This window comes from Xanthomonas sp. fls2-241-TYG-148 (assembly GCF_030208815.1).
GTDB lineage: Bacteria > Pseudomonadota > Gammaproteobacteria > Xanthomonadales > Xanthomonadaceae > Xanthomonas > Xanthomonas campestris.
Map to the genome: position 1 here is coordinate 19010 of NZ_JARVTE010000020.1, position 26726 is coordinate 45735.

The 26726-nt window shown below is 67.3% G+C and carries 24 protein-coding genes; 11 read left to right on the plus strand and 13 right to left on the minus strand.

Features of this window, described 5'->3' with window-relative positions; genetic code table 11:
* Positions 1–47: 47 nt before the first annotated feature.
* Both QRM60_RS18485 and QRM60_RS18490 read right to left on the minus strand, forming a co-directional pair.
* Entirely contained in the window at positions 48–2459 is a 2412-nt protein-coding gene (locus QRM60_RS18485; protein ID WP_285446802.1) for an EAL domain-containing protein, read from the minus strand.
* 132 nt (positions 2460–2591) lie between these two features.
* On the minus strand, positions 2592–4520 hold the full coding sequence (locus QRM60_RS18490; protein WP_076036703.1) for a DEAD/DEAH box helicase: 1929 nt from the start codon (positions 4518–4520) through the stop codon (positions 2592–2594).
* A gap of 171 nt (positions 4521–4691) precedes the next feature.
* Between QRM60_RS18490 and QRM60_RS18495 the strand changes: the two genes are divergently transcribed.
* The 4 genes from QRM60_RS18495 to QRM60_RS18510 all read left to right on the plus strand — a co-directional run bounded on the left by QRM60_RS18495 (position 4692) and on the right by QRM60_RS18510 (position 6608).
* Positions 4692–5192, plus strand: coding sequence for a sigma-70 family RNA polymerase sigma factor (locus QRM60_RS18495; protein WP_285446803.1), 501 nt, complete (start codon positions 4692–4694; stop codon positions 5190–5192).
* A 30-nt stretch (positions 5193–5222) separates the two neighbouring features.
* On the plus strand, positions 5223–5870 hold the full coding sequence (locus tag QRM60_RS18500) for a hypothetical protein (protein ID WP_285446804.1): 648 nt from the start codon (positions 5223–5225) through the stop codon (positions 5868–5870).
* A gap of 178 nt (positions 5871–6048) precedes the next feature.
* Positions 6049–6291: an RNA-binding S4 domain-containing protein gene (locus QRM60_RS18505; protein ID WP_228419070.1), complete on the plus strand. Its 243-nt coding sequence runs from the start codon at positions 6049–6051 to the stop codon at positions 6289–6291.
* The gene (locus tag QRM60_RS18510) at positions 6288–6608 is read left to right on the plus strand and encodes a hypothetical protein (protein WP_050912143.1); all 321 of its coding nucleotides are present in this window, start codon (positions 6288–6290) and stop codon (positions 6606–6608) included. Before QRM60_RS18505 ends, QRM60_RS18510 begins: the two co-directional genes overlap by 4 nt.
* A 176-nt stretch (positions 6609–6784) precedes the next feature.
* On the opposite strand, the gene ubiM is transcribed toward QRM60_RS18510, so the two are convergent.
* The 5 genes from ubiM to QRM60_RS18535 form a co-directional block, all read right to left on the minus strand.
* The gene (gene ubiM, locus QRM60_RS18515) at positions 6785–7963 is read right to left on the minus strand and encodes a 5-demethoxyubiquinol-8 5-hydroxylase UbiM (RefSeq protein WP_115556398.1); all 1179 of its coding nucleotides are present in this window, start codon (positions 7961–7963) and stop codon (positions 6785–6787) included.
* 111 nt (positions 7964–8074) lie between these two features.
* On the minus strand, positions 8075–8476 hold the full coding sequence (locus tag QRM60_RS18520; protein ID WP_011037778.1) for an MAPEG family protein: 402 nt from the start codon (positions 8474–8476) through the stop codon (positions 8075–8077).
* A 25-nt stretch (positions 8477–8501) separates the two neighbouring features.
* Positions 8502–9047, minus strand: coding sequence for a DUF4019 domain-containing protein (locus tag QRM60_RS18525; protein ID WP_115556399.1), 546 nt, complete (start codon positions 9045–9047; stop codon positions 8502–8504).
* Between the two features lie 112 nt (positions 9048–9159).
* Positions 9160–9405: a hypothetical protein gene (locus tag QRM60_RS18530; RefSeq protein WP_115556400.1), complete on the minus strand. Its 246-nt coding sequence runs from the start codon at positions 9403–9405 to the stop codon at positions 9160–9162.
* Positions 9406–9470: 65 nt separating this feature from the next.
* A complete protein-coding gene (locus QRM60_RS18535; RefSeq protein ID WP_285446805.1) occupies positions 9471–10694 on the minus strand; it encodes a hypothetical protein in 1224 nt (407 codons plus the stop codon).
* Between the two features lie 151 nt (positions 10695–10845).
* On the opposite strand from QRM60_RS18535, the gene QRM60_RS18540 reads away from it, so the two are divergent.
* Genes QRM60_RS18540 through QRM60_RS18555 form a run of 4 tightly spaced genes read left to right on the plus strand, consistent with a single transcriptional unit; the run spans position 10846 to position 15592 of the window.
* Entirely contained in the window at positions 10846–12309 is a 1464-nt protein-coding gene (locus tag QRM60_RS18540) for an AlkA N-terminal domain-containing protein (RefSeq protein ID WP_285446806.1), read from the plus strand.
* Positions 12306–12851 (plus strand): methylated-DNA--[protein]-cysteine S-methyltransferase, encoded by a 546-nt coding sequence (locus QRM60_RS18545; protein ID WP_285446807.1) that lies wholly within the window; start codon positions 12306–12308, stop codon positions 12849–12851. Before QRM60_RS18540 ends, QRM60_RS18545 begins: the two co-directional genes overlap by 4 nt.
* A gap of 36 nt (positions 12852–12887) precedes the next feature.
* Positions 12888–14192 carry an ectonucleotide pyrophosphatase/phosphodiesterase gene (locus tag QRM60_RS18550; RefSeq protein ID WP_228419059.1) on the plus strand — a complete coding sequence of 435 codons (1305 nt, stop codon included), beginning with the start codon at positions 12888–12890 and terminating at the stop codon, positions 14190–14192.
* Positions 14193–14239: 47 nt separating this feature from the next.
* The gene (locus QRM60_RS18555; protein WP_228436894.1) at positions 14240–15592 is read left to right on the plus strand and encodes a chloride channel protein; all 1353 of its coding nucleotides are present in this window, start codon (positions 14240–14242) and stop codon (positions 15590–15592) included.
* 176 nt (positions 15593–15768) lie between these two features.
* Here the strand turns inward: QRM60_RS18555 and QRM60_RS18560 are convergent, their stop codons facing one another.
* On the minus strand, positions 15769–15951 hold the full coding sequence (locus QRM60_RS18560) for a 30S ribosomal protein THX (RefSeq protein ID WP_011037786.1): 183 nt from the start codon (positions 15949–15951) through the stop codon (positions 15769–15771).
* A gap of 108 nt (positions 15952–16059) precedes the next feature.
* Positions 16060–16476 (minus strand): MerC domain-containing protein, encoded by a 417-nt coding sequence (locus QRM60_RS18565; protein ID WP_011037787.1) that lies wholly within the window; start codon positions 16474–16476, stop codon positions 16060–16062.
* 161 nt (positions 16477–16637) lie between these two features.
* Between QRM60_RS18565 and QRM60_RS18570 the strand changes: the two genes are divergently transcribed.
* From QRM60_RS18570 to QRM60_RS18580, 3 genes are all read left to right on the plus strand, one after another.
* Positions 16638–18704 (plus strand): TonB-dependent receptor, encoded by a 2067-nt coding sequence (locus QRM60_RS18570; RefSeq protein ID WP_228419055.1) that lies wholly within the window; start codon positions 16638–16640, stop codon positions 18702–18704.
* Between the two features lie 359 nt (positions 18705–19063).
* Positions 19064–19486: a MarR family transcriptional regulator gene (locus QRM60_RS18575; RefSeq protein WP_228419053.1), complete on the plus strand. Its 423-nt coding sequence runs from the start codon at positions 19064–19066 to the stop codon at positions 19484–19486.
* Positions 19483–20712 (plus strand): MFS transporter, encoded by a 1230-nt coding sequence (locus tag QRM60_RS18580; protein WP_228419051.1) that lies wholly within the window; start codon positions 19483–19485, stop codon positions 20710–20712. Before QRM60_RS18575 ends, QRM60_RS18580 begins: the two co-directional genes overlap by 4 nt.
* A 108-nt stretch (positions 20713–20820) precedes the next feature.
* On the opposite strand, the gene cydB is transcribed toward QRM60_RS18580, so the two are convergent.
* Genes cydB through fdhF form a run of 4 tightly spaced genes read right to left on the minus strand, consistent with a single transcriptional unit; the run spans position 20821 to position 26698 of the window.
* On the minus strand, positions 20821–21834 hold the full coding sequence (gene cydB / locus QRM60_RS18585) for a cytochrome d ubiquinol oxidase subunit II (protein WP_285446808.1): 1014 nt from the start codon (positions 21832–21834) through the stop codon (positions 20821–20823).
* Between the two features lie 21 nt (positions 21835–21855).
* Positions 21856–23229: a cytochrome ubiquinol oxidase subunit I gene (locus QRM60_RS18590; protein WP_285446809.1), complete on the minus strand. Its 1374-nt coding sequence runs from the start codon at positions 23227–23229 to the stop codon at positions 21856–21858.
* An 11-nt stretch (positions 23230–23240) separates the two neighbouring features.
* Positions 23241–23726 carry a DUF1641 domain-containing protein gene (locus QRM60_RS18595; protein WP_285446810.1) on the minus strand — a complete coding sequence of 162 codons (486 nt, stop codon included), beginning with the start codon at positions 23724–23726 and terminating at the stop codon, positions 23241–23243.
* Positions 23726–26698, minus strand: a complete 2973-nt coding sequence (fdhF, locus tag QRM60_RS18600) for a formate dehydrogenase subunit alpha (protein ID WP_285446811.1) — start codon at positions 26696–26698, stop codon at positions 23726–23728. Before fdhF ends, QRM60_RS18595 begins: the two co-directional genes overlap by 1 nt.
* Positions 26699–26726: the final 28 nt, after the last annotated feature.

Genomic DNA, 26726 nt, shown 5'->3' on the forward strand with positions numbered 1-26726 from the left:
ATCGGCGATTGCGGCGCCGCGCGGGCTATTGCGTGCGTCAGGGCCGCTCAGGAGGCAGCCAGGCTGGGCAGCGGCACATGCAGCAGGTCATCCAGCGGGCATGGCCTGTGCAGGCTAAACCCTTGCACCTGGCCGACCCCGGCTTCGCGCAGGCCGGCGATGTCGGCCTCCGATTCCACGCCCTCGGCCACCACCTCGATCCCCAGCGCCAGGCCTACCTGCGCGATCGAATGCACGGTGGCGCGGTCCACGGCGTCATGTGCGTAGTTGCGCACGAAGCCGCAGTCGATCTTGAGCACGTCCACCGTAAATTGCTTGAGATAACCGAACGAAGCCAGGCCGCTGCCGAAATCATCCAGCGCCACATGGCAGCCGCGCGCGCGCACGCTCTGCACGAACCGCTGCGCGTGCTCCAGATCGCCAATCACCGCGGTTTCGGTGATTTCCAGGCACAGCTTGGCCACCAGCGCCGGGTAGCGTTCGAACAAGGCGCAGACAAAATCCAGGAAGTCGCGTTGCGCGATCGACTGCGCGGACAGGTTCACATGGCACAGGTCCAGGCTCGCCACATGCGCTGGATTGGCCGACAGCTGCACACAAAGGGTTTCCAGCACGTGCGCATCCACCATGCGGCCCAGGCCGTAACGTTCCACCGCCGGCAGGAATTCGCCAGGGCTGAGCACGCGGCCGTCGCGCGTGCGCATGCGCACCAGCACTTCGTATTGCACACGCCCCGGGTCGCTGAGCACCTGGATCTTCTGCGCGTACAGCAGCAGCCGGTCTTCGGCGATGGCCTGTTGCACCGCGCTGATCCAGCCGCCGTCGTGGCGCCGCCGCGCCATCGCCAGATCGGTCTCGCCGAAACTGCGGATGCGGTTGCGGCCTTCTTCCTTGGCCGCATGGCAGGCCAGATCGGCCGCGGTCATCAGCAGGTTGACGTCGTCGGCCCCCTGGCGGATCTCCACCACGCCGAAACTGCAGCTGGGGGTCAGCGGCCGGCCGCCCTGGTGGCTCCACGGCTGGCCAAGCACGCCATGCATCCGCTCCAGCAGCGTGTGCGCATGCGCCAGGTCGGTGTTGGCCAGCAGGATCGCGAACTCGTCGCCGCCCAACCGCCCCAGCCAGTCGCCGGGGCGCAGCTGCATGGTGATCACGTCGGCGAAGTGGCACAGGAACTTGTCGCCCACCGCATGCCCGAAGGTGTCGTTGACCAGTTTGAAGTGATCCAGGTCCACGAAGCACAGCGCGTGGCACAGCTGCGGTGACTGCGGCGGGTCGATCAGGCGTTGCAGGCGGCGCTCGATCTCGCGGCGATTGATCAGCCCGGTGAGCGCGTCATGGCGCGCGTGATAGGCCACTTCGTCGGCCAGTTCGTGCGCCTGCGAGACATCCTCGATTACCGCCAGCACCAGGCTTGGCTCCTGCGGCCCCGGCTCCACCAGCGAGGCGCTCCAGCGCCCCCACAGCACCCCGCCATCGGAGCGCAGAAAGCGTAGCTCGCCGGCCTGCATCAGCCGCGGCCAGTCGATCAGCCCGCGGCTGTCCAGGACGATGTCGTCCGGGTGCATCACCTCGGCCAGCGTGCAGGCCTGCAAGGCCTCTGGCGGGTATTGCAGGATATTCGCCAGGGAGGCGTTGGCATCCAATACGCGCCCGCTCAGGTCGAACTTCACCATGCCCAGCGCGGCATGCTGAAAGGCGGTGCGGAAGCGGCCTTCGTGCGACATCAGGTAGTCGCGGGTGCGCCGGATCGCCAGCACGCAGGTGCTCAGCACCAGCAGCAAGGTGGCCAGGCTGCAGGTCACCATCACATCGTGCAGCATGCGCGCGCAGCGGGTCAGCAAGGTCAGGAACTGGGCGGCATCGCGCCGCATGCGGCCATCCAGCAGATGCAGTTCGGCACGCAAGGACTGCAGCGCGCGCGCGTCCGGCGTGCCGGTGGCCTGGGCGGAGGCCGCCCGGTCGGCCAGCAGGCTCAGATGCAGGATGTCGCCATCGGTGTGCTTCCACAGCGCAATTGCGCTGCCCAGGTACGGCAGGCGCTGCCCATACCGGTACAGGCGCACCATCTGCGGCATGTCTTCACGGGCATTGCGGCCGGCCGCCAGACCGGCATAGACCTCGGCCCAGTCGATCGGCGAGGCATCCACCGCCAACCGCGCCGCGCGATCGCCCAACGGCACTTCCAGTGCGCGGCAGGCCGCCTGCAGATCCGCCGGATCGGCGCTGCCGAGGTAGCGCTCCAGCCAGTACACCGATTCCTGCTGGGCCTTGGACCAGTGGCTCTCGCCAATGATCCAGCTGGTGGCACCGGCCTGGACCTCGATCACCAGTGCCGACAGCACCGCCATGCAGCCGGTCAGCACGATCAACAGCGCCAACGGCAGCGTGAGCCAGCCACGCACCGTCTGCATGGTCCCGCCGCCACCTGTGCCTCGTGCCGCCTGCGCTTTCGCCATCACCGTCCACCGCTGCCCAATGCGTTTCAGGCGCCCAGTGGGCGCCTGAAGGCAGTAACGGCAGCAATGGCAGAGTCTGTATGGCAGCGCCCGCTTGGCGGACGCCCCGCGCACAGGCACGCTCAGGCGCGCTTACTCGCTGCGCGGGCCACGCGGCTTGGGCGGGCCCTTGCGGTGCGGCGCGCCGGCGCGGTCCATCGGCCGGTTGGGCCGCCCCGCCGGCTTGGGACCACGCGGGAACTTGGGCTTGGCCGCCGCCGCGGCGGCCGCCTCGCCCTCTTCCAGCTTGCGCATGTTGAGCTGCTGGCCCGACACCCAGACCTTCTTCAGGTGCGTCAGCAGTTCGCGCGGCATGTCGGCCGGCAGGTCCAGGATCGAGTAATCGTCCTGGATGTCGATGCGGCCGATGTAGCGGCTTTCCAGGCCGGCTTCGTTGGCGATGGCGCCGACGATGTTGGCCGGCTTCACGCCATGGGTGTGGCCCACTTCGATGCGGTAGCTCTCCATGCCGAACTCCGGCTCGCCGCGCGGTGCGCTCGGCTCGCGGCGCGGACGCTCGGCGCCGGCGTCTTCACCATAGGCCGGGCGGTCCGGACGCGGCGGACGTGCACCACGCTCGCCATCGGGCGCACGCGGGCCACGCTCGAACTTGGGCTCGAAGCGCGGGCGCTCGCCACGGTCGGCGCGGTCGTTGCGCTCACGCGGTGCGAAGTCTTCGCGTGCGCCACGCACCGGCGGAGTCAGCAGGAACGGGGCATCGCCCTGCAGCAACTTGGCCATTGCCGCGGCGATGTCGATCGCCGGCACGTTGTTCTCGCTCTCGTAGCGCTGCAGCAGATCGCGATACATCTCGATCTGACCGCCGGCCAGGGTCTCGGTGATGCGGGTCATGAAACGCGCCACGCGGGTGTCGTTGACCGCGTCCACGCTCGGCAGCTGCATCTCTTCGATCGGCTGACGGGTGGCGCGCTCGATCGCGCGCAGCATGCCCTTCTCGCGCGGGGTGACGAACAGGATCGCGTCGCCGTTGCGGCCGGCACGGCCGGTGCGGCCGATGCGGTGCACATAGCTTTCGGTGTCGTACGGAATGTCGTAGTTCAGCACGTGGCTGACGCGTTCCACGTCCAGGCCGCGCGCGGCCACGTCGGTGGCGACCAGGATGTCGAGCTTGCCGTCCTTGAGCTGGGCAATGGTCTTCTCACGGGCGGCCTGCTGCATGTCGCCATTGATGGCGGCCGCGGCCAGACCGCGCGCCTGCAGCTTCTGCGCCAGCTCTTCGGTGGCGGCCTTGGTGCGCGCGAAAATGATCATGCCGTCGAACGGCTCGACTTCCAGGATGCGGGTCAGCGCGTCCAGCTTGTGCAGGCCGCTCACCCACCAGTAGCGCTGGCGGATATTGGCCGAGGTGGTGGTCTTGGCCGCGATGGTGACTTCGGCCGGGTCCTTCAGATAGGTCTGCGCAATGCGGCGGATCGCCGGCGGCATGGTCGCGGAGAACAGCGCCACCTGGCGCTTTTCCGGCAGCTTCTTCAGCACCGCTTCGACGTCGTCGATGAAGCCCATGCGCAGCATTTCGTCGGCTTCGTCCAGCACCAGCGTCTTCAGCTGCGACAGGTCCAGGGTGCCGCGGTCCAGGTGATCGATCACCCGGCCCGGGGTGCCCACCACCACGTGCACGCCGCGCTTGAGCGCGCTGAGCTGCTGGGCATACGGCTGGCCGCCGTACACCGGCAGCACGCGAAAACCGGGGATGGCTTCGGCATATTTCTGGAAGGCTTCGGCCACCTGGATGGCAAGTTCGCGCGTCGGCGCCAGCACCAGCGCCTGCGGCTTGACCTGGTTCAGGTCGGCATTGGACAGCACCGGCAGCGCGAACGCGGCGGTCTTGCCGGTACCGGTCTGGGCCTGGCCGAGCACGTCGCGACCGGCCAGCAGCGCCGGGATGGTGGCGGCCTGGATCGGCGAGGGGGTCTCGTAGCCGACGGCGGCAACCGCCTTCATCACAGCATCTGAGAGGCCGAGGTCTGCAAACAGCAGCGGCGCGGAAGATTCTTGGGTCATGGGTAACTCCGGAGGCGCCGCACGGAGCCGGCAGGCGCAAAGCAGCATAGTGTGCGCCCAGAAGGCCCCTGCTGTCGAAGGTTCGTGACAGTTTGTTCAGGTTGTGAGGATTTTCACCTCCCGGCGAATCATCCAGACATGCCCTCCTCGCCCACCCACGCCGCCGTTCCCATGCCCCAGCACACAGACCTGCACGCCCGCTTCAATGCCCTGCTGCAGCAGCACCGCGGCATCGTGCTCAAGGTCGCGGCGAGCTATTGCCGGGATCCGGATGACCGCGCCGATCTGGCCCAGGACATCGCCACACACCTGTGGCGGGCTTTCCCCAGCTACGACCCGCACCGCCGTTTTTCCACCTGGATGTACCGCATCGCGTTGAACGTGGCGATCAGCGACTTGCGCAGCCGCCGGCATGCCCCTGGCGAGGTGATCGATGTGGGCACGCTGGTCGACAGCATTGCCGACCCGCATGCCCGCGACCCGGCGCGCGAACACCAGCTCACCGCGCTCTACACCTTCATCGCGCAGCTGCCACGCCTGGAGCGCGCCTTGATGCTGCTCTACCTGGACGACCACAGCTACCGCGAGATCGCCGATGTGCTGGGCATCAGCGAAACCAACGTGGCCACGAAGCTCAGCCGCCTGAAAGCGCACATCCGCGCCGAACTGTGACCTTTCCCCTTGCGCAACCGGAGTAACCCCATGGAACTGGATGACATGAAACATGCCTGGCAGACGCTGGAACAGCGCTTGGATCAGCAGGCTGCACAGACCGGGCAACTGCTTGGTGTTGTGCATGAAGAGACGGCACGCAGCAGCCTGCGCCCGCTCTGGGCGGCGCAGACCGCGCAATTGCTGTGCGCGCTGGCACTGGCCATTGTGAGCGCACGCAGCTGGATTCCCCACGCGGATCAGCCCGTGGCGGTCATTGGCGGCGTGCTGCTGCAGGCCTGGTGCGTGGCATTGGCGATCTCCGCGATGGTGCAGCTGCAGCTGCTGACACAACTGAATGTCGCAGGGCCGCTGCTGCGCACGCAACACGCGCTCGCCAGGTTGCGGCGCTGGCGCATGCGCGTGGCGCCGTGGCTGGGCGTGGCGTTCTGGGTGCTGTGGGTCGCAGTGGCCGACGCGCTCTGGCGCGCCCTCACCGGCCAAACCCTGCCGACCGATTGGCTGGTGCTCAACCTGCTGGTCGGCGTGGCCGGCGGCATCGGCACCTGGCTCGGCTTTCGGCGGCTACAACGCGCACAACATCCCTGGCTGGAACGCATTGACCGCGCGCACGCCGGCACCGGCGTCATCCGCGCCGAACGCATGCTGGAAGAGATCGCACGCTTCCAGCGCGACTAGGGTGCGACGGGCGACCTGCACGACGCACTATGCAGCGCCCACGCGCCGCGACCTGTAGCCCTTTAATTGATCAAGCGACCTCGCGCACAGAACGCCTCGTAGACCCACGTCATTGCGCAGTGGTGTTGCCAGTCGCTCCAGGCGGATAATCGCTCCCCTCCCTGTCACCGAGCACACCATGCAATTTCTGGAATTCGACCTGGACGGCGAGTACATCGAGCTCAACCAGCTACTCAAGCTGGCCGGCATCGCCGACAGCGGTGGCCAGGGCAAGGCGATCGTCGCCAGTGGCGCGGTCAGCGTCGATGGTGTGCAGGAGCTGCGCAAGACCGCCAAGATCCGGCCGGGCCAACTGGTGCAGTTGGATGACGTGGAGATCCGGGTGCTGGCGATGGACCCCGATGCGGAGCCGGCAGAATGAAGGTGGTGCAGGTCAGCTGGCGCAATATCGCGCCCTCGGCAGAAGATCCGGACCACGATGTCTATATTTTTTCGATCGATGCCGATTCGGCGACGCCGTTCTGGTTCGAACAGTCGATTCGTGGCGGCCACGCCGAGCGTGGCGGTTGCAGCATGCTGGCCTTGCACGAGCTGGAAGGCTGGCCTGGCGGCTGGCGCGCAGATGTGACCAAAGCCGGCTGCGCCTGGGTGATTCCACTGCTGGAAGCAGCCTTGCGCAGCGGCGATGCGCCCACCGCGATCAATGCGATCCTTGCACGTGTGAACGCGCCCGCCTGACTGCAGTGCGGCTGATGCAAGCCGGCCTGATCGCAGGCCGCGCAATTGCCGCGCCGGCATTCCCGACTCAGCGGATGATGTCCTGCAACACCACGCATCGGACGCCGTTGCAAGGCGACGCAAAACGATGACAGCGCAACGCTGCACGCGTTGCTTGCCGCTGCCGCTTCACCGCCTCAAACGCTCCGCTGGGTCAGATGCGCTGCAATCGCCTGCTTGAACGGCGCCACCGCATTGGCCGCACGCAAGGCGCCACGTCGCAGCAAGCGGGCCGGTGCACGATCGTCGGTGTACAGCGCGGCCAGTGCATTGGTTGCTTCATACAGCGGGCGCGTCGCCAGCCGATGCGCGCGCGCATATCCCTGCACGACCGCTGCGGCACCGATATCGCCACCGCGCGCGGCCGCGGCCAGCACGCGCTCGGCCAGACGCGCCTGGCTTTGCAACCCGAAGTTGAAGCCGTGCGCGGTGACCGGGTGCATGCCCACCGCCGCATCGCCGATCAACGCCGCACGCTCGCCGGCAAACTGCTGTGCATAGGTTGCGATCAACGGATACGCATGGCGGCTGCCGTCCTGCTGCATCGGGCCGAGCCGGTGTTCGAAGGCGTCCGTCACCGCCGCGCCGAACGCGCGCGCGTCCATCGCCAGCAAGGCCTCGACCTGGCGTGGCGGCAAAGTCAGCACGGCGCCAGCGCGGTTGCCCTGCAGCGGCAGCAAGGCCAGCGTCTTGCCATAGCCAAACCACTCCCAGGCGGCATGGTGGTGCGGCACTGCATGGCGCATGCGGCACACCAGCATGGTCTTGCCGAAATCGCGCAGCTGCGCGCCGATGCCAAGCAACCGCCGCGTGCTGGAAAACCGGCTGTCGGCTGCAACCAGCAGCCGCGCCGACAGCCGCGCCCCATCGGCGAGCTCCACACACACACGCGTGGGCGTGTGCTGTAGCGCGCGCACGCGATGGCCACAGCGGATCTCAAGCCCCGGCTGCGCCTGCACGGCCCGCCAGGCCGCGCGACGAATCAGATGATTGGACACCAGCCAGCCCAGGTCGCCGGCCTGCCGCGCGGCGGATGCGAAAGTCAGCGCAAACGGCGAATGGCCATCCATCACCCGCGCATCGCGCAGTGGCGAGATCGCATCGGGCGAAAAGTGCTGCCAGAGGCCACCTGTTTCCAGCAAGGCGCGCGATGCATGCGTCAGCGCGATCTCGCGTCCATCGAAGGCCGGATCGGCGAGGTGTTCACGCGATTGCTGGTCGATCAACGTGACCGATAACCCGCTGCCGGCCAGCGTCCGTGCAAACGCCAGGCCAACCGGCCCGGCACCGATCACCGCGATATCCACCGTTTGCATGCTGCGCTCCGCGTACTGCGAGATGCACAGTCTACGAGCGGCCGTATCGGGCTGGCTTGATCAGGATCAACCAGCGCACCGTGCCGCAGGGCGCGGCACGGCGATCGCGCATTACCAGCCCAGCAGCGCGCGCACCAGCTTGACGATGCCCCAGAACGACACCACCCAGATCGCGCTGCGCAGGTACGGAATGCCCAGCGCATACACCGGCACGTAGGCGACCCGCGCCCACAGATACAGCTGCACGCCCAGCGCGGTTTCGGCATTGGTGCGGCCGGCCACGGTGACCGCCAGCACTGCCGCGGCGAAAATTGCGAAGGTCTCCAGAAAATTGCGGAACGCACGGTCCAGCCGTGCGGCCACGCCGGTCAGCGGCTTGGTTTCGCCATCGCGGGCGCTGGCGTTCCACTTGGTGCCGCGCTGGGCGGTCATGCTGGTCGATGCCGCCAGCAGCTGCACCAGGCCGAGCACCATGGCCCAGCCCAGCATCTGCAGTTCGATGCTCAGTTGCATGCGTTGCTCCGCTCAAAGGCCACGATCACTTGGCCGACGCCCGCAGGCTGTACCCGGCCAATCGCCAGGTCTTGTCTTCGTCCAGGCGGAACGACACCAGCTCGCGTACCGGCTGCGGCGCCTTGGCAAACCGGGTCGGGAAACTGACGTTGATGTACAGACCTTCTGGCACCTGGGCCCCCGGGCCGTACTTCACCCGCGTCACCGCGCCCTGCCCGCGCCCGACCACCGGCCCAAGCTGCGTGCGCTGGCTGCCGATCTGGCCGACGAACTGCTCGCGCGTCACCGCCTTCTTGGCCACGCTGGAGGCACCGTCCCACAACGGCCCGACCTGGGTGCCGTCCACCATCTGCGCGACCCGCAGCGCGGCCTGGGTCATTTCGGTGTTCTGCTTGGTCAACTGCGCCTGCTGTGCGGCGTTGGGTGCGGTCGCAGCGGGTGCTGCTGCCGGGCGTGCAGTAGGCGCGGTGGCGGAAGGCGCTGCGGCCGGGCGTGCAGTCGGGGCCGGTTGTTGTGCGAAGACCACGGAAGGCGCCACGGCCAGCGCGGCGAGCAGACAGGAACGAAGCATGTGCAAGGACCTTGTACGGAACGTCGGGGAATGAGGGCGCCGTCACAGTGCGTGCGGCGGGAGCAGTCTAGGCCGGCGCTCGCACAAGGCAAGCGCTGGCGGGGTGTTGCCGTCAGACGTCGCCGGGGGGCACCGAAGCCACCGTGCGTGGGCGCCACAGCCGCCAGCTGATCCATAACGCGCGGGCCACAGCAGCAATGATCGCCACCAGGCTCAACCACACTGCCAGCGTGGCCGGCCACTGCACGCGGTTGGCGGCGGCGATGACGCGCAACAGCTCGGCAATGCCGAAGCCGGCCAACACCAGCAGCCCGGAGGGCAGGTAGGCCAGCGCAATTCCTTTGGATTTCCCAAGCATGTTGCCCCCCGGCTCCGATCACATGCGGCGACGATAGGCAGCCGGCAGTGCGGTACGCGTGAAGCTCAGCCTTCGGCCTGACCGGCGGCGGGCGCCTGCGCCTGCGCCTGCGCAGGATCGGACGCCGCCTCCTGTGCGGGTGTGGCCTCCGGCGCGGCATCGCGCGCGCTGGCGGGCGCTGCGCTGGCCGGTGCCGGTGCCGGTGCCGCGTCCGCCGGGGGCGTGGCGGCGGGCAGCGCGGCCGCGTCGGTTTCGGCCAGCGGGCTTTCTTCGGGGCAGGCGGCATCGGGGAAGCCGAAGCGCTGCTTCAGCGCCAGGCCGCAGGCGTTGACCGCATCCAGCTCGGCGCCCTCGCCTTTGCACTTCTGGTCGAACGCCATCAGAAATGCATCCTTGCGCCGCACGAACGCATCGCCGCACTTGCGCATCTGCCGGATGCGTTCCAGATCATCCTGCACGGCGTTGGTGCCATCGAGGCCGTACTCGCGCAGCTCCTCCATCGTCAGCAGCCGCAGGCTGCGATTGGGCACGGTCATCATCAGATCGGCCACCGCCACCGCCACGCCGTTGCGCTCCAGGTAGTCCTTGACGTTGCCATAGACCTCGCGCAATTCACGATTGAGTTCGGCGCGCGAGGTGGCCTTGGAGCTGATCCGCATCATGCGGTGGATGCCCACCTTGCCCGCCACCAGGCGGTTGTCGCCGGCCGCCAGCACGAACACGCAGGCGCTGTGGCAAATGGAGCCTTCGCGCACCCAGATGGTCCAGTTGGATTCGCCGATCACATCGCCGGCGCGGATCGCCGCCTCCACCTGCCCGCCGCTGGAATCCAGATCCAGGATGCGGTGCGGCAGGCGCAGCTGCTCGGCCACCGTGGCCAGGCGCCACACCATGTCCGCAAAGCCGGCATTGATCTTGCCCACGTAGCGCACCCGCAGCAGGCCGGTCTCGCGGCAGGGCGCCAGGGCCGCTTCCACGCTCGCGCGGTCCAGCGCCGGCAGCACCGTGCCATCGCCGGCCTCGCGGCTGTAATCGGTGGCGCAGCTGATCCAGGCCTGCCCCAGTTCCAGCGCAGCGGGCGGCCAGCCGGCCTCGCCGGGTTGCGCGCGCGGCCGCGGTGGTGGCGCCACCGGCTCGGGCGTATCCACCGACACCATGTGGTCGCCGTCGGCCGCCTGTGCGCCACTGCTCTGCTGCCCCACCTCGGCATCGGCGGAGGTCGCACCGTTGCGATCACAGGCGACCAGCGCAAGCGCGCACAACAGGGACAGGCAAAGCGATTTGAGCATCGGCGAGCAGGCAACGCGTGGCGGAAAGTCAGGCCAAGTCTATGGCTGAATGCGGCCAGCAGTTGAACCCTGCCATGAACACGGCGGCCCTTCCGCAACCATGTCCGAAAACGGCCAGCCGCATGCACAGGCAACGCATAGACTGGCGCCCATGCACACCGCCATGCCCGACCGGACCCACTGCGACCGCGCGCGACTGGCGCGCGATGCGCGCTTTGATGGGCTGTTTTTCACCGCGGTGCGCAGTACCGGCATCTACTGCCGGCCGGTGTGCCCGGCGCCGCCGCCCAAACCGTCCAATATCAGCTACTACCCCACCGCTGCGGCGGCCACCGCGGCTGGTTATCGCCCGTGCCTGCGCTGCCGGCCGGAGCTGTCACCGCAGGCGCAGCAGCACCTGGGTGAAGAGAGCGTGCAACGGGCACTGGCGATGCTGGCCGAGGGCGTGCTGCAGGAGCAGCCGGTGCAGGCCCTGGCAGATGCGGTGGGCGTGAGCGCGCGGCAGTTGCAGCGCCAGTTCGTACAGCAACTCGGTGCCACCCCGCTGCAGGTGCATGGCACGCGCCGGCTGCTGCTGGCCAAGCAACTGCTCACCGAAACCGCTCTGCCGGTTACCGAGGTGGCGCTCGCGGCTGGGTTCAACAGCCTGCGGCGTTTCAATGCGGCGTTCCTGCAAGGCTGCGGCATGCCGCCGTCGGCGCTGCGCAAGCAACGCAGCGACGTGCCCGGCGGCGACCTGTGTCTGCGACTGGGCTACCGCCCGCCATTGGATTTGCCGGCGATGCTCACGTTCCTGCAGCGCCGCGCCATTCCCGGCATCGAGCAAGTGGATGCCGATGGATACCGGCGCGTGATTGGCGCGCCTGGCCAGGCCACGTTGATCCATGTCAGCGCTGCACCAACGCGCGACGAACTACTGCTGCGGATCGACGCCACCGACCCGCGCCAGATCCCGCAGATCGTGCGACGCGTGCGCCGGCTGTTCGATCTGGATGCGGACCTGCAGGCCGTCCATGCCACGCTGGCATCCGAACCGCTCCTGGCTGGGGCGATCGCGCGCCGCCCCGGCCTGCGGGTGCCCGGTGGCTGGGACGGATTCGAAGTCGCGGTGCGCGCGGTGTTGGGCCAGCAGATCAGCGTGGCCGGCGCGGCCACCCTGGCGGCGCGGCTGGTGGACCGGTATGGCGGCCATCTCCCCGACATGCCGCCCGGGCTGGATCGCAGTTTCCCCACGCCCGCACAGACGGCCGACGCGCCGCTGGAACAGCTTGGGCTGCCACGCGCACGCGCAGCCACGTTGCGCGCACTGGCATCGGCCTGCGCCCAAGGCCGGCTGCATTTCGGCGCGGGCCAGCGCCTGCCCGACTTTGTCGCCGCCTGCACCGCGCTGCCCGGCATCGGGCCGTGGACCGCGCACTACATCGCCATGCGCGCGTTGTCGCATCCCGATGCGTTTCCGGCAGGAGATCTGATCCTGCAACAGGTGCTCGGTGCCCCCGAGCGCCTGAGCGAACGTGCCACCGAAGCGCGCTCGCAGGCATGGCGGCCCTGGCGCGCCTACGCCGTGCTGCACCTGTGGCATCTTGCCGTCGACCGAAAGGACACCCGCTCATGAGCACGCTGCACTACGACACCTTCCCCTCGCCGATCGGTGCGCTGACCGTGGCGGCCGACACCACCGGCGTGCGCCACATCCTGTTCGCACAGAACCGCCATGACGCCCCCGGGCGCGCACTCTGGCAGCACGGACCCGACGCGCCGCTGGTGCAGGCTGCACGCGAGCAGCTGCTGGATTATCTGTATGGCGGGCGGCGCAGCTTCGACCTGCCACTGGCCCCGGCCGGCACGCCGTTCCAGTTGCAGGTCTGGCACACACTGGCCCGCATTCCGTTCGGTGAAACCTGGAGTTACGCGCAACTGGCGCAGGCAGTGGGCCGGCCGGCTGCCAGCCGGGCGGTGGGCGCCGCCAACGGCCGCAACCCGCTGCCGATCGTGCTGCCCTGTCACCGCGTCATCGGTGCCAGTGGCGCACTGACCGGATTCGGTGGCGGGCTGCCGACCAAACAGGCCTTGCTGCAGCTGGAAGGCTGGTCGCCGCGCCAGATCGCACGTGCCGAAGACCTGTTTTCCGATCAACGTGCAGCGCAACTGCCCTGACTTCGCGACGTCATCGCTGCACCGTAAACTGGCGGCATGATCGATCGACGTCTTGTGCTTGCCGCGATGGCCACCGCGCTGCTCGCGGCCTGCTCCACCCAGCCCGGCGTACGTGACGCCTCACCGCAGCCCAGCGCATCGTCGCCACTATCGGCCGCCGCAGCACCCGACGACGCGCCGCACACGCTGCTGCTGATCTCCATCGATGGCCTGCGCGCGGACATGCTCGACCGCGGCATCACCCCGGCCCTGTCGGAACTCGCACGCGACGGCGTGCGGGCGCAGTGGATGACGCCCTCATATCCCTCGCTTACCTTCCCCAACCATTACACGCTGGTCACCGGCCTGCGCCCGGATCACCACGGCATCGTGCACAACAGCATGCGCGACCCGGCCCTGGGCGGCTTCTGGCTGAGCAAGCAGGACGCAGTGAGCGATGCACGTTGGTGGGGCGGCGAGCCGCTGTGGGTGGGCGCGGAAAACGCCGGCCTGCATGCGGCCACCTGGTCGTGGCCGGGCAGCGAGGCGGCGATCCAGGGCGTGCGCCCCACGCAGTGGCGGCATTACGAAGAAGGCGTCAGTCTGGAAGCGCGGGTGGACACCGTGCGCGGCTGGCTCGCGCCCTCGGGCACACAGCACAACACGCTGGTGACGCTGTATTTCGAACACGTGGACGAAGCCGGCCACGATCACGGGCCGGAGTCGCAGGAATACGCCAATAGCGTGCGCGCCGTGGATGCGGCGATCGGCCGCTTGCTGGCCGGCATGCAGCGCGACGGCACCCGCGCGCGCACCAACATCATCGTGGTCTCCGACCATGGCATGGCCGAGGTGCCACCCGGGCACGCGCTCAGCGTGGAAGCCATGGCGCCGCCCACGCTCGCCACGGCCACCACCGACGGCCAGGTGATCGGTTTCGAGCCGCTGCCTGGGCAAACGGCACGCGCGGAAGCGCAGTTGCTCGGTGCGCACGCGCAGTACGACTGCTGGCGCAAGGGCGAATTGCCGGCGCGCTGGCACTACGGCAGCCACCCGCGCGTCGCCCCGATCGTGTGCCAGATGCACGAAGGCTGGGACGCGCTGTTCCCGGCCAAGCTGACCAAGCGCCCGCGGGAGGGCATGCGCGGCTCGCACGGGTTCGACCCGGCGCTGCCGTCGATGCGTGCGGTATTCCTGGCGCAGGGCCCGGACATCGCGCGCGGCAAGCAGCTGCCAGGCTTCGACAATGTCGACGTCTACCCGCTGATGACCCACCTGCTCGGCATCCCGGCCGCGCCCAATGACGGCAACCCGCAGCGCCTGCTGCCAGCGCTGCGTACGCCACCACCCGGCACGCCCTGAGCCATCGCTGCGGCCCGCGCGCGCCGCAGCGGTGCGACAATAGGGCGATGTCTGCTCCCGATCCTTCCCCCCGGCGGCTGCGGCCGCTGTTGTCCAGCGAAGGCTGGCGTCGTCGTGTCGCTCTGTGGGGCGGCGCCATTGCGGTCGCGCTCGTGGCCATCGTGTTCGCCAAAGCCAGCGACGCGGCCTTCCACCTGTTCCAGCGCATCACTGCCCACTCCATCTGGTGGGCGCTGCTGCTCACCCCGGGCATCTTCGCGCTGCTGGCCTGGCTCACCTCCGGTGCGTTGCGGCCCACCCGTGGCAGCGGCATCCCGCAGGTGATCGCCGCGCTGGAACACCCGGACCCGGCCTTTCGCGAAACCAATCTCTCGCTACGCGTGTCGGTGGGCAAACTGGCACTCACCACCTTGTCGCTGCTGGGTGGTGCGTCAGTGGGCCGCGAAGGCCCCACGGTGCATGTGGGCGCCAGCCTGATGCATGTGTTCGGGCGCTGGTTCGGCTTCCGCGAGCCACGTGAGCTGTCGCACTTCCTGCTGGCCGGCGGTGCAGCCGGCATCGCTGCTGCGTTCAACACGCCGCTGGCCGGGGTGGTGTTTGCGATCGAGGAATTGAGCGGGCGCTTCGAGCACCGTTTCTCCGGCACCTTGCTCACCGCGGTGATCGTGGGCGGCGTGGTCTCGCTGGGCCTGCTCGGCAACTACACGTATTTCGGCAAGGTGGCCGTGGCCTTGCCGCTGGGCAAGGCGTGGCTGGCGATCCTGTTGTGCGGCAGCGTGGCCGGGCTGCTCGGTGGCCTGTTCGCACGCATGGTGCTGGCCAGTGTGTCCGGCCGGCCGCGCTGGCTGGCGGCACTGCGGCAACGGCACCCAGTGCTGCTGGCCGCGCTGTGCGGGGTCGCGCTGGTGGGACTGGCGCTGGTGTTCGGGCAAGGTGCGTTCGGCACCGGCTACGAGCAGGCGCGCAGCCTGGTGCAAGGGCACGCGATGGTCGGCCATGAGTTCGGGCTGATGAAGCTGGTGGCCAATCTGGTGTCGTACGTGGCCGGCATCCCGGGCGGGTTGTTTTCGCCGGCGTTGGCGGTAGGCGCCGGGCTGGGGCATAACCTGTCGGTGTTGATGCCCAGCGTGGACCCGCGCACCTTCGTGCTGCTGGGCATGTGCGCGTATCTCACCGGCGTGACCCAGGCCCCGCTGACCTCGGCGGTGATCTCGCTAGAACTCACCGACACCAGCCAGATGCTGCTGCCGATCCTGGCCACGGTGCTGCTCGCACGCGCGGTCTCCGGGCTGGTCTGCAAGACGCCGATCTATCGCGGCCTGGCCGAACAGTTGCTGGTGCCGGCCGCAGGCACGCCCGCGCCTACGCCTCCAACACCGCCGCCGCCAAGCGCGCACTGATTGCTGACGGTGCGCCGCAGCCTGGCAGGCTGCGGCGCATTCGACCCACGGGCACTGCCGCAGAAGACGACAGTTGCGCATCGGTGGCAGACGCTCTGCTGCTGCGCGCACCCGAACAGCACGCATAAAAAAACGCGGCGCAAGCGCCGCGTTTCTGGTTGCGAAGCGGGCTGGGATCAGCCGGCCTTGGCAACGCTCTTCTTGGCCACGGCCTTCTTGGCCGGCGCCTTGACTACGCCCTTCTTGGCAACCGGGGCAGCTGCACCCACGACAACCTTGCTCACCGCGTGCGAACGCGAATTGCCGTAGCTGGAATTGTAGCGCTTGCCCTTGGCGGTCTTGCGGTCACCCTTACCCATTTCGTCGACTCCTGAATGTGAATACAAATCCCCGCGCTGGCACGGGGTCTGGCGAGGTTTACGCCGGCGGCGCCCTCGCGCAAGGCCGGCAAGCCTATCACGTCGCTCTCAGTGCGCGCAGCTTGCGTCGTGGACGTGGCCATGACCGTGGTTCAGACGCAGGTTGACCAGGTGCGCAATTCCCACCAGCGCGCCGCCCAGGGTCATCACTACCGCGTGCGGCACTACCGAGTGGTGCAACGGGTCGTACAGCAGGCCCAGCCACAACAATCCCAGGCCCGGCAGCAGCAGCGCCAGCGCGTGCAACGCCTTGTGGCGGCGATATCCCAGCACCAGGCTAAACAGCCCGAGCAGGGTCACGAACACCACGATGGCCAGCTCCACCCCGTCGCCGAGCCAGAACGACAGACCCAGCGACGGCGCCAGGGCCAGCACCAGCGGCAGCACTGCGCAGTGCACTGCACACAGCAATGAGCCGGTGGCACCGAAGCGATCGAGCAGATGGCGAAGCGTTGGCAGGGGCATGACTTTCAGCAGGGGCTCGCGGCGACGTGGAATAATATAACATCTTCCTCGTTCCAGCCCCGCACCAGTCCATCACGCAGGTGCGGTGTGTGCCGTCGGCGCAGCAGGCAAGCTGCGCCATTCCACTGATACAAAGTAACAACCATAGAGTCCGGTCAGCCATGTCCCCCAGCCTTTCTTCCCCGCTCCGCCGCTCCACCCTCACGCTGGCCCTGGCCAGTGTGCTGATGCCCGCCCTGGCCATGGCCGACGACACCCCGGTGCCTGCCGACCCGCAGACCCCGCCCAGTTCCGATACCCGGCATGACGCGACGCCGTCCAGCGGCCGCCATATCAAGGACCTGGACAAGGTGGTGGTCACCGCCAGCCCGCTGCGCGATGCCGCCGGCGAGCTGAGCCGCCCAGTCGAAGTGCTGGCCGGCGAGCGTCTGGACGAAGTGCGCGCCTCCAGCCTGGGCGAGACGGTGGCCAGCCTGCCTGGCGTGCAGAGTTCCAACTTCGGCCCCGGCGTGGGCCGGCCGATCATCCGCGGCCTGGACGGCCCGCGCGTGGCGGTGCTGCGCGATGGCCTCTCCACGCAGGACGTCTCCACCGTCAGCCAGGACCACTCGCCGGCGATCGAGCCGTTTCTGGCCAACCAGATCGAAGTGCTCAAGGGGCCCTCCACCCTGCTGTACGGCTCCGGTGCGATCGGCGGCGTGGTCAACGTGGTCGACGGCCGCATTGCCGAGACGCCGGTGGATGGCTTCAGCGGGCGCGCCGAAGTGCGCTTCGACGGCGGCGACAAGGATGGCAACACCGATATGTTCCGCGTCGATGCCGGTAACGGCAGCGGGCTGTCGATCCACGCCGACGGCGTGTACCGCAACCAGAACGACTACGACACCCCGCAAGGGCGCCAGGCCAATTCGTTCCTCGACTCCAAGGTGGGCTCCATCGGCGCCTCGCTGTCCGGCGACTGGGGCTTTGTCGGCCTGTCTGCCTCGCGGTTCCGCGACAACTACGGCAATCCGGGCGAGCCGGGCGATTTGTCGATCGGCGAGCGCGGCGTTTCGCTGAAACTGCAGCAGGACCGCTACGACCTCAAGGGCGGGCTGACCGATCCGTGGGGCGATGGCAGCGCGCTGCGTTACAGCTTCGGCCATACCGACTACGCGCACACCGAATTCGAAGGCGCCGAAGTCGGCACCGTGTTCACCAAGCGCGCCAACGAAGGCCGTGTGGAAGCATCCTTCACCTTCGGCGGCGGCTGGCAGACCGCGTTCGGCCTGCAGGGCAGCGACACCACCTTCCAGGCGGTGGGCGAAGAATCCTTCGTGCCCAAGACCGATACCCGTTCGCTCGGCCTGTTCGGCGTGGCCCGCAACAGCTGGGACCGCGTGACCGCCGAGGTAGGCGCGCGCGTGGACAAGGTGAAGTACACCACCGACGTCGGCGTGGACCGCGACTTCACCCCGACCAGTTTCTCGGCCAGCGCCGGCTTCCGCTTCAACGAGCAGTGGCGCCTGACCGCCAACCTCGACCACGCCGAACGCGCGCCGGCCGAGGAAGAACTGTTCGCCAACGGGCCGCATATCGCCACGCTGGCCTTCGAAATCGGCGACGCCGATCTCAAGACCGAAAAGGCCAACCAGGCCGAGCTGGGTCTGAATTTCCAGAACGATTGGGTGGATGCCAAGATCGCGGCGTACTACAACCGCTACAACGACTTCGTCTATATCGTCGATACCGGCGGCCAGTGGTTCAACGAAGAAGACAACGACTTCCTGCCGATCCGCCAGTGGACGCAGGCCGACGCCATCTTCCACGGCTTTGAAGGCGAAGCCACCTTCCACCTGGCCAACAACGACACCGGCGCATGGGACCTGCGCGTGTTCGGCGACACCGTGCAGGCGCGCCTGAAGGACGGCGGCAACCTGCCGCGTATCGCACCGGGCCGCGTGGGCGCGGAAATGCGCTGGAACGCCGATGCATGGCGCGCGTCGCTGGGCGCGATCCGCACCATGAAGCAGGACAAGGTGGCGGTGAACGAAACCGCCACCGACGGCTACACGATGGTGGACGCGCATCTGGCCTACCACGTGGATCGCGGCGCCAACGCGTGGGAAGTGTTTCTGGATGGCAACAACCTCACCAACCAGGATGCGCGCGTGCACACCTCCTTCCTCAAGGACGACGTGATGTTGCCCGGCCGCAACGCCTCCTTCGGCGTGCGCCTGTTCTTCTGACGGCGCTCTCTCTCCCGCCGTCACAAGCGAGGCCGCCTTCGGGCGGCCTCTTCTTTTTTGAAGAGTGCATTCGCGTTGCGCCATTCCAATTGGTAGTGGTGGTGCATCGGCCGAGCGCACTACGTCGCTTGCCAGACTGCGGGCGCAAAGACCGATGCACCGCTCCGCCGACAGCTTGCAGAGCAGTGCTCTGCAGCAGCGTGACATTCCTGGGCAGATGCTGCGATTGATCATCACATGACGCAGGCGGCGGTTCACACGCGCCGGAGCCAGGTGGCGCGTAACCGATCCCCTCAAGCATGCCATTTGCGACTAGGTGCATATGCACCCAGAATGTGGCAACCTCGTGGAGACATCGCATGCTCAGCCTCTCCCACTGCACCTGCTTCCATCTGCGCCGCGCGGCGCGCCGGGTCTCGCAGTTGTATGACCACGCGCTGGCGCCGGTCGGGCTAAGCCTCAATGAGTATTCGATCCTGCGCCGGCTGGAGGTGGCCCAGTCGCTGGGTACGTTGGCCAGCACGCTGGGCATGGACCGCACCACCCTCACCCGCAACCTCAAACCGCTGCTGGCAGCGGGCTGGATTACGAGCCAGCGCGGCGAGGATGCCCGGCAAAAATGGGTACGCCTGAGCCGCAGCGGCCGTGGACTGCTGGTGCGCGCACGCCCGCATTGGCACGCGGCGCAGGTGCAGCTGGAGACGCTGTTCGGCGCAGCCCCCACCGCGCAGTTGCATGCAACGCTGACGCGTCTGGATGCCGTGCTGGAGACACACGCATGAGCACGTCTGCGGCGCCACGCGCGCGTGCGCACTGGGGTTTGCTGGCCACCGCCTCGGCGATGCTGATGCTGACCATGGGCGCGCGCCAGACCACCGGATTGTTCGTGGAGCCGATCCATCGTCAGACCGGCATCGGGATCGCGTCGATCAGTTTTGCGCTGGCGATCGGGCAATTGGTCTGGGGTGCGGTGCAACCGGTGTTCGGTGCGATCGCAGACCAGCGCGGGCCGCTCCCAGTGCTGATGTTCGGCGGCTTGCTGTTGGCAGCGGGATTGGGCCTGGCGCCGTGGTGGACCAGCGAATGGGGTTTGATCGTGTCGCTCGGCGTGCTGGCGGCAGCCGGTGCCGGCGCGGGCAGTTTTTCGGTGCTGATCGGCGCCACTGCGCACCGCATCGCGCCGGAGCGGCGCTCGTTCGCGGCCGGGCTGATCAACGCAGGCGGCTCGCTTGGCCAGTTCGTGTTTGCGCCGCTGGTCCAGCTCACGATCGGCGCGGCCGGCTGGGCCAAGGCGATGACCGGGCTGGCACTGGTGTCGCTGCTGACCCTGCCGCTGGCCTGGCCGCTGCGGCGCGTGCCATCTGCAACCGGTGCGCACACGGCCTCGGTTGCCGGGGAGATCAGCTTGCGTGCGCAGTTGCAGCTGGCGCTGCGCGATCGCAGCTATTGGTGCCTGCATCTGGGCTTTTTCACCTGTGGCGTGCACATCGCTTTCCTGGTCACGCACCTTCCTGGCGAGGTGGCGCTGTGTGGTTTGCCGGCCAGCGTGTCGGCGGTGTCGATCGCGTTGATCGGCCTGTTCAACGTGGCCGGCAGCCTCACGATCGGCAAGCTGGGCGAGCGCGTCCGCATGAAGTGGTTGCTCACCGCGATGTATGCCAGCCGCGCGGTGATGATCGGCCTGTACCTGATTGCGCCGCCTACACCACTAACGTTCTATCTGTTCGCCGCGGGATTGGGATTCACCTGGCTGGCCACGGTGCCGCCCACCGCCGGCTTGATCGGCAAGCTGTTTGGCCCGCGCTATCTGGGCACCTTGTTCGGACTGATGCTGCTGTCGCACCAGCTCGGCGGCTTCTTCGGCGCGTGGCTGGGCGGCCTGGCGCTGGAACACTCCGGCAACTACCTGTGGATGTGGTACGGCGACATCGTGCTGGCCGTTGCAGCGGCGTTGGTGAACCTGCCGATCCGTGAAGCAGTGCCCGTGCGCCGCGTTGCGGTGGCGTAAGGCGGGCGGTGGCAGTGGCAAAGCGGTGGCTGGCGCCATCTGGGCAAGACGCCGGATGCGAGGCCCATCGAAGCGATGGCTTACATCGCTGATTGCTCCAGGCACGCCTCACTCCGCCGCATGCCCGCGCGGTTTGACCTTGCCGCGGAACACGTAAAAGCCATAACTGCTGTAGGCCAGCGTGCACGGCACCAGCACCGCGAACGCCAACAGCATCACGCCCTGGCTTGCTGGGGGCGATGCCGCCTGTGCAAGGGTGATGTCTGGCGGCAGCACCATCGGATACACGATGGCCAGCACACCGGCGTATGTGGCCACGACCACGCCCAGCACCGCAAACAACGGCAGGAATGCGTGGCGGCTGCGCATCAGCAGATACATCGCCGCCATCAGGCCGAGCACCGATGTCCCGAGCGGCACATTGATGTGGGCATCGCCCAGCCGCTGCGCGTAGCTCGGCGTCAGCCGTGCAAGCCAGACCACGCCCAGCGTGAGCAGCGCGACCAATACGATGCCGAGCACACGCGCCTGGTGCCGTGCACGCTGTTGCAGCTGCCCCTCGCTGCGCCACACCAACCAGCACGCCCCCAGCAGCAGGTAGCCCGCCACCAGCGCGACGCCGCAGAACAGCGGGAACGGCTGCAGCCATTCCCGGCCGTTGCCGGCGTATTGCCCGGCACGGTGCGCCACGCCGGCCAGATACGTGCCCGCCACCACGCCCTGGCAAAAGGTGGCCAGCAGCGATGCCAGCAGGAACACCACATCCAGCACGCGGCGGCGCCGATCAGAGCCGAGCTGGTCGCGGTATTCGAGTGCGACGCCGCGACAGATCAGCGCCAGCAGCATGACAACCAGCGGCACATAGGTCGCACTGAGAAAAATGGCGTATGCGCTGGGAAACATCGCCAACAGGCTGCCGCCGCCGAGCACCAGCCAGGTTTCGTTGCCGTCCCACACCGGCAGGATCGAATAGGCCATCAGGTGCCGATCCGCATCGCTGCGATTGGCCGCGAACAACATGCCCACGCCCAGATCGGTGCCATCCAGCACCACATAGGTGACCACGGTGAAGGCCAGCGCGGCGGCCGACAGGTGTTGTATGAGTTCAACGGAGAGATGCACAAACACGCTCCACGAAATGCATCAGTTGCCGGTCTGATCGGCCAGGCCCGGCGATGGCCCGCGTTCGCGCGCGTGCGGCGGCCGACGCAGCACGCGCAGCAACAGGAACAGGCCGAGCCCGAAGACCAGCGGGTACAGCACCAGAATCGCCACGCTGGAGCTGGCAACCATCGGCAGCGACAGTGGCGAGGTGCTGTGCGCGGTGCGCAGCAGCCCATACACGGTGAAAGGTTGCCGGCCGACCTCGGTCACCACCCAGCCGCACAGCATGGCCAGCATGCCCGATGGCGCCATGACCACCACCACCCGTTGCAACCAGCGCGCCTCGTATAGGCGCCCGCGCGCGCGCAGCACCAGGCTGAGCATGCCCACCGCAATCAGCAACAGGCCCAGCCCGACCATGGCCCGGAAGGCGAAGAACACAATGGGCACCGGTGGCAGATTGCTGCGGGGAAATTCGCGCAGGCCGGCAATGGTGCCGGTCCAGTTGTGGCGCAAGTACAGCGAGCCCAGGTGCGGGATGGCCAGCTCATGGCGATTGCGCTGCGCCTGCAGATCGGGAATGGCGAACAGCCGTAGCGGTTCGCCCTCGCCTGCCGGCGGCCGCTGCCAACTGCCTTCGATCGCGGCGAGTTTTTGCGGTTGATGTTCCAGCGTATTGCGCCCATGCAGGTCGCCGGCCAGCAACTGCAGGGGCGCGACAATGGCGATCACCCACAGGCCCATCGAAAACATCAGCCGCGCGCCCGGATTGCGGGTATCGCGCAACACATGCCATGCGCCCACCGCTGCGATGATCGCTGCAGTGGCCAGGAACGCAGCCAGGCTCATATGCAGCATGCGCCAGGGAAACGACGGGTTGAAGATGATGCGCAGCCAGTCCACCGGCAGGAAGTTGCCGTCGGCAGCGCGTGCGAATCCGGCCGGCGTGTGCAACCACGAGTTGGCGGACAGGATCCAGAACGCGCTCACCAACGAGCCCAGTGCCACCATGCAGGTGGCAAAGAAATGCACACGGCGGCCGACCTTCTTCATGCCGAACAACATGATGCCCAGGAACCCGGCCTCCAGGAAAAACGCCACCAGCACTTCGAAGAACATCAACGGGCCGATCACTGCACCGGCCGCGCCGGACAAGCGGCCCCAGTGCAAGCCGAACACGAACTCCATCGGGATACCGGTCACCGCGCCAGCGGCAGTGGTGAGCGCAAAGAGCTTCAACCAGTAGTTGTACACGTCCATGTACACACGCCTTCGCGTGCGCAGCCACAGCGCTTCCAGCACCATCAGGAAGTTCGCCAACCCCATGGTGAAGGCGGCCAGCACGATATGCATGCCGATGGTGAAGGCGAACTGGCCGCGCACCAGTAGCAATGCGTGTTCGGAAGCCTGCATGGCGCCTTTACTCAGCTCTCGCTGGGCTTGCCGCTGAAGGCGGAGATCGGCTTGTCGACCTGCTTGTCCAGGCCGGCGGCGAAGGCTTTCAGGCCATCGAGCACTGGCGTGATCGCATTCCACAAAGCCTCGTCCTGCAGCAGCCGATACGCACCGCGCAGGCCGGGCGCCTCGCCCTGGGCTGCAGTCTGCGCACGGCTGCGCGCGATCTGGTCCAGCGCGTCCTTGCCGGCAAACACCACCTTGTAGAACTGGCTGGGCGGAATGCGCGACACCGCCATCGCCAGGATCGAGACGTTCTGCAGGGCATTGAGTGGCCCTGGCTGGTTGATGCCATCGACCAGCACCTTGGCCAGCTTGTCCTGCGCGCCGACCAGGTCGTTGGCCAGGCGCAGTATCCCGCGCTGGTGCAGGGTCTCGAGCAGGCGGTCGAGTTCTTCGCGCGCGGTGGGCCCGATCGGTGTGGGCTTGACGTCGTAGTCCAGGGGTTCGGCCATCAGAATCTCTCCGGGTGCGGTGCGCGGGCCGGCGGCGCGACATAGTCTTCGCGTGCCCATTTCTGCTGTACCGGCACGCCATCGTTGGGCGTGCGCTGCCCGTGGCGGAAGTTATGCGCAGGCAGCGGCGGTTTGCCGGTGCGGCCCAGCGGCTCCATGCGCACTGCCAACTCTTTGTAGGCCGGCGTGTTGACGTCGGGGTCGTGATGCTCGCCGGTGAGCAGATTGATGCCGGGCTTGCCCTGGTGGATGGGCAGGAACAGCGTGTTGCCGACAACGCGATTGGTGATCACCACCGGTACCTCCAGCGAGCCACGCCGCGAACTGAGCTTGACCCAATCGCCTTCGTGCAAGCCGCGCTCGGCCGCCAGCTGCGGGCTGACTTCGACAAACCAGTTCGGTGCCAGCGACCACAGCCGCGGCCCGCGGCCGGTCTGATTCATGCCCTGGAACTGTTCGAGCATGCGGCCGTTGTCCAGCATCAGATCGAACTGCGCATCGGCCTCTTCACCCGGGCGTTTCCATTGCAGCGGATGCAGGCGCGCCTTGCCGTCGTCGGTGTGGAAGCGCTCGGTGTAGAGCAGCGGCGTATCGCGGCCATCGTCCTGCATCGGCCAGAGCAGAGAGCGCCAGCCTTCCAGCCGCTGGTAGTTCACGCCCTTGAACAGCGTGGCGATGCGGGCCACCTCGTCCATGATCTGGCTGGGATGGGTGTAGCCCCAATCGTGGCCCATGCGCGCGGCGAGTTCAGTGAGGATCTGCCAATCCGGACGGCTCTGGCCGAGCGGTGGAAATACCTCATGGAAGCGTTGAATACGGCGTTCGGTGTTGACGAAGGTGCCGTCCTTTTCGACGCTGGGGCATGCCGGCAACACCACATCCGCAAATTCGGCAGTGCGGCTGAAAAACAGGTCCTGCACCACCATGAAGTCCAGCTTGGAGAAGCCGCGGTGCACATTGCGCGCATCGGCATCGGAAAACGCGGTTTCCTCGCCGATCACGTACATGGCGCGGATCTCGCCCTTGTCGGCCTGTTGCACCATCATGAAGTTGTCCGAGCCCACCTCCAACGACAACTGCTCGGCCGGTACGTGCCAGGCCTGCGCCCACTTGTTGCGTACGGCCGGGTCAGAAACGCTTTCATAGCCGGGGTACATGTTCTTCAGGCAGCCGAAGTCGCTGGCGCCTTGCACATTGTTGTGGCCGCGCATCGGGTAGCCACCGGTGCCGGGGCGGCCGTAGTTGCCGGTAACCAACAACAGGTTGGAGAGTGCGGTGCTGGTATCGGCGCCGTGCGTGTGCTGGGTGATGCCCATGGCCCAGACGATGCAGACCGAGCGCGCACGGCCAATCATCTCGCCCGCCTCCACCAACTGCTCGCGGCTCAGGCCGGTGATCTGCGCCGCATAGTCCAGCGTGAACGGCTCCAGCGACTGGCGGTATTCGTCCACTTGATTGACGCGCTGTGCAAGGAACTGCGTATCCGCGTAGCCGTTATCGAACATGTAGCGCGACAGCGCCGACGCCCACACGATATCGGTGCTGGGCACGGGGCGCAGGAACAGGTCCGCGCGCTCGGCCATCTCGTGCTTGCGCGGATCCACCACGATGAGCTTCTGCCCATGCAGCTTGCGCGCCGCCTTGAGCTTGGAGGCGATCACCGGGTGGTTCTCGGCCAGGTTGCTGCCGACGATCACCACCAGTTCGGCCTGCTGCAGATCGGCGATGGTGCCGGCGTCGCCGCCGTAGCCGACGGTACGGAACAAACCCTCGGTGGCCGGGTTCTGGCAATAGCGCGAGGAGTTGTCGACGCTGTTGGTGCCGATGATCAGGCGGGCGATCTTCTGAGTGAGGTAGGCCTCTTCGTTGCTGGCCTTGCTGGAGCCGATGAAGCCGATGCTCTGCGCGCCGTGGAGGTCGCGGATCTCCAGCAGCCGGCGCGCCACCAGTGCCAAGGCCTCGTCCCAACTTGCCTCGCGAAAGCGGCCGTGCTCGCGGATCAACGGCGTGGTGAGCCGCTTGGGGTCGTTGACGAAATCCCACGCAAACTTGCCTTTGACGCAGGTGGAAATGCCATTGGCGGGTGCGTCTACCACCGGTTGCACCTTGAGCAGGTGGCGGTCGCGCGTCCACATCTCGAACGAACACCCCACCCCACAATAGGTGCACACGGTCTTGGTGCGTTTGGTCTCCGGCTGCCGCCAGTGCATGTCCAGCACCGACACACCGGTGATCGGCGGTGCGCCGATGGTGTTTTCCAGCGTCTTGACCATATCGATCATCGGCCGCTTCAACTCTTGCGGCAATGCGGTCAGCGGCCCGGCATCCGGCTGCATGGTCTTTTCCAGCAACGCATTGCACGGGCACACCGTCACGCAGTGGCCGCAACTGACACAGCTGGACTCGTTGATGGGCTTGCCGCCGTCCCACAACACGCGGGGGTGCTCCATCGAAAAATCGATGGACAAGGTCTCGTTGACCTCGACCTTCTGGCAGGCCTCTACGCAACGGCCGCACAGGATGCATTGGTCCGGATCGTAGGTGTAGAACGGATTGCTGTGATCCTTTTCGTACGGCTTACGCTGGAACGCGTAACGCTGGATCGGCATCTTCATGTCGGCGAACGTGTTGTGCAGCGTGCAATCGCCGGTGTTGTGCTCGCATAACGTGCAGTAGAGCTCGTGCTTGGCCAGCACGCGGTCCATGCCTTCGTGGCGCGCGGCATGGGCGCGCTCGACCGTGCTGGACACTTCCAGCCCATCGTGGCTGCGCAGCGTGCAGCCACGCACCAATTCGCCGCCCACTTCGACCCAACACACATCGCAGGTCTGCGGTGCGCCCAACGCGGGGTGATAACAGATGTGGGACAGGTCGATGCCGTGCCCGCTCAGAAACTCGATCAGCGGAATATCCGCCTGGCCGTGCAGCGTCTTGCCGTCGTAGACCACGGTGCAGTGACTGCCGTGTTGCATCAGGTGCCCTTGTCTGCGGCAGACAGCG

What these genes read in the sequence shown, in the direction of transcription:
- QRM60_RS18530 (WP_115556400.1), bottom strand. Translation starts at nt 9,405, where the DNA reads ATGCTTGGGAAATCCAAAGGAATTGCGCTGGCCTACCTGCCCTCCGGG.
- QRM60_RS18570 (WP_228419055.1), top strand. Translation starts at nt 16,638, where the DNA reads ATGTCCCCCAGCCTTTCTTCCCCGCTCCGCCGCTCCACCCTCACGCTG.
- QRM60_RS18545 (WP_285446807.1), top strand. Translation starts at nt 12,306, where the DNA reads ATGAGCACGCTGCACTACGACACCTTCCCCTCGCCGATCGGTGCGCTG.
- QRM60_RS18540 (WP_285446806.1), top strand. Translation starts at nt 10,846, where the DNA reads ATGCACACCGCCATGCCCGACCGGACCCACTGCGACCGCGCGCGACTG.
- QRM60_RS18490 (WP_076036703.1), bottom strand. Translation starts at nt 4,520, where the DNA reads ATGACCCAAGAATCTTCCGCGCCGCTGCTGTTTGCAGACCTCGGCCTC.
- QRM60_RS18550 (WP_228419059.1), top strand. Translation starts at nt 12,888, where the DNA reads ATGATCGATCGACGTCTTGTGCTTGCCGCGATGGCCACCGCGCTGCTC.
- QRM60_RS18535 (WP_285446805.1), bottom strand. Translation starts at nt 10,694, where the DNA reads ATGCTCAAATCGCTTTGCCTGTCCCTGTTGTGCGCGCTTGCGCTGGTC.
- ubiM (WP_115556398.1), bottom strand. Translation starts at nt 7,963, where the DNA reads ATGCAAACGGTGGATATCGCGGTGATCGGTGCCGGGCCGGTTGGCCTG.
- QRM60_RS18575 (WP_228419053.1), top strand. Translation starts at nt 19,064, where the DNA reads ATGCTCAGCCTCTCCCACTGCACCTGCTTCCATCTGCGCCGCGCGGCG.
- fdhF (WP_285446811.1), bottom strand. Translation starts at nt 26,698, where the DNA reads ATGCAACACGGCAGTCACTGCACCGTGGTCTACGACGGCAAGACGCTG.
- QRM60_RS18525 (WP_115556399.1), bottom strand. Translation starts at nt 9,047, where the DNA reads ATGCTTCGTTCCTGTCTGCTCGCCGCGCTGGCCGTGGCGCCTTCCGTG.
- QRM60_RS18510 (WP_050912143.1), top strand. Translation starts at nt 6,288, where the DNA reads ATGAAGGTGGTGCAGGTCAGCTGGCGCAATATCGCGCCCTCGGCAGAA.
- QRM60_RS18590 (WP_285446809.1), bottom strand. Translation starts at nt 23,229, where the DNA reads ATGCAGGCTTCCGAACACGCATTGCTACTGGTGCGCGGCCAGTTCGCC.
- QRM60_RS18520 (WP_011037778.1), bottom strand. Translation starts at nt 8,476, where the DNA reads ATGCAACTGAGCATCGAACTGCAGATGCTGGGCTGGGCCATGGTGCTC.
- QRM60_RS18555 (WP_228436894.1), top strand. Translation starts at nt 14,240, where the DNA reads ATGTCTGCTCCCGATCCTTCCCCCCGGCGGCTGCGGCCGCTGTTGTCC.
- QRM60_RS18565 (WP_011037787.1), bottom strand. Translation starts at nt 16,476, where the DNA reads ATGCCCCTGCCAACGCTTCGCCATCTGCTCGATCGCTTCGGTGCCACC.
- QRM60_RS18485 (WP_285446802.1), bottom strand. Translation starts at nt 2,459, where the DNA reads ATGGCGAAAGCGCAGGCGGCACGAGGCACAGGTGGCGGCGGGACCATG.
- QRM60_RS18500 (WP_285446804.1), top strand. Translation starts at nt 5,223, where the DNA reads ATGGAACTGGATGACATGAAACATGCCTGGCAGACGCTGGAACAGCGC.
- QRM60_RS18505 (WP_228419070.1), top strand. Translation starts at nt 6,049, where the DNA reads ATGCAATTTCTGGAATTCGACCTGGACGGCGAGTACATCGAGCTCAAC.
- QRM60_RS18595 (WP_285446810.1), bottom strand. Translation starts at nt 23,726, where the DNA reads ATGGCCGAACCCCTGGACTACGACGTCAAGCCCACACCGATCGGGCCC.
- QRM60_RS18560 (WP_011037786.1), bottom strand. Translation starts at nt 15,951, where the DNA reads ATGGGTAAGGGTGACCGCAAGACCGCCAAGGGCAAGCGCTACAATTCC.
- QRM60_RS18495 (WP_285446803.1), top strand. Translation starts at nt 4,692, where the DNA reads ATGCCCCAGCACACAGACCTGCACGCCCGCTTCAATGCCCTGCTGCAG.
- QRM60_RS18580 (WP_228419051.1), top strand. Translation starts at nt 19,483, where the DNA reads ATGAGCACGTCTGCGGCGCCACGCGCGCGTGCGCACTGGGGTTTGCTG.